This window comes from Micromonospora sp. LOL_025, from assembly GCF_048060285.1.
In the GTDB taxonomy this organism is placed as follows: domain Bacteria; phylum Actinomycetota; class Actinomycetes; order Mycobacteriales; family Micromonosporaceae; genus Micromonospora.
In genome coordinates this window covers 1-651 of sequence record NZ_JBHMIR010000113.1, presented here as the reverse complement: position 1 = coordinate 651, position 651 = coordinate 1, and the positions used below count along the sequence as shown (strand labels likewise).

The 651-nt window shown below is 76.0% G+C and carries 1 protein-coding gene; it reads right to left on the bottom strand.

Features of this window, described 5'->3' with window-relative positions; genetic code table 11:
- The coding region (locus ACFHW0_RS31715; protein WP_416613306.1) for a zinc-binding dehydrogenase at positions 1-651 on the bottom strand (651 nt) is incomplete at both ends.

The following is a 651-nucleotide window of genomic DNA, read 5'->3' as shown; positions in this document are numbered from 1 at the left end:
TCCGGGTCGCGCAGGTCGGCCTTGCCCATCTCCACGAACCGGCCGCCGCGCGGCAGCAGCCGCAGCGACGCGTCGACGAACTCGCCGGCCAGGGCGTCGAGCACCACGTCCATCCCGGCGCCGCCGGTGGCCGCGCCGAAGGCCTGCTCGAACTCGGTGGTCCGCGACGACGCGATCCGCTCCTCGGCCACCCCCAGGCCCCGCAACACGCCCCACTTGCCGGGGCTCGCCGTCGCGTGGACGGTGGCGCCGAGGTGGTGGGCGAGCTGGATGGCGGCCATGCCGACGCCGCCCGCGCCGTTGTGGATGAGCACCGACTCGCCCGCCCGCAGCCCGGCCAGGTCACGCAGCGCGTAGTACGCGGTCAGGAAGACCACCGGCACCGACGCGGCCTGCGCGAAGGACCAGCCGGCGGGGATCTTCGCGACGAGGTCGCGGGTGGCGATCACCTCGGGGGCGAAGGCGGGCTCGAACATGCCGAGCACCCGGTCGCCGGGCGCCAGGTCGGTCACGCCGGGGCCGACCTCGACCACGACGCCCGCGCCCTCGCTGCCCATCACCGCCGCCGGGTCCGGGTACATCCCCAGGCCGATCAGCACGTCCCGGAAGTTCACCCCGGCCGCGCGCACGGCGATGCGCACCTGGCCCGCG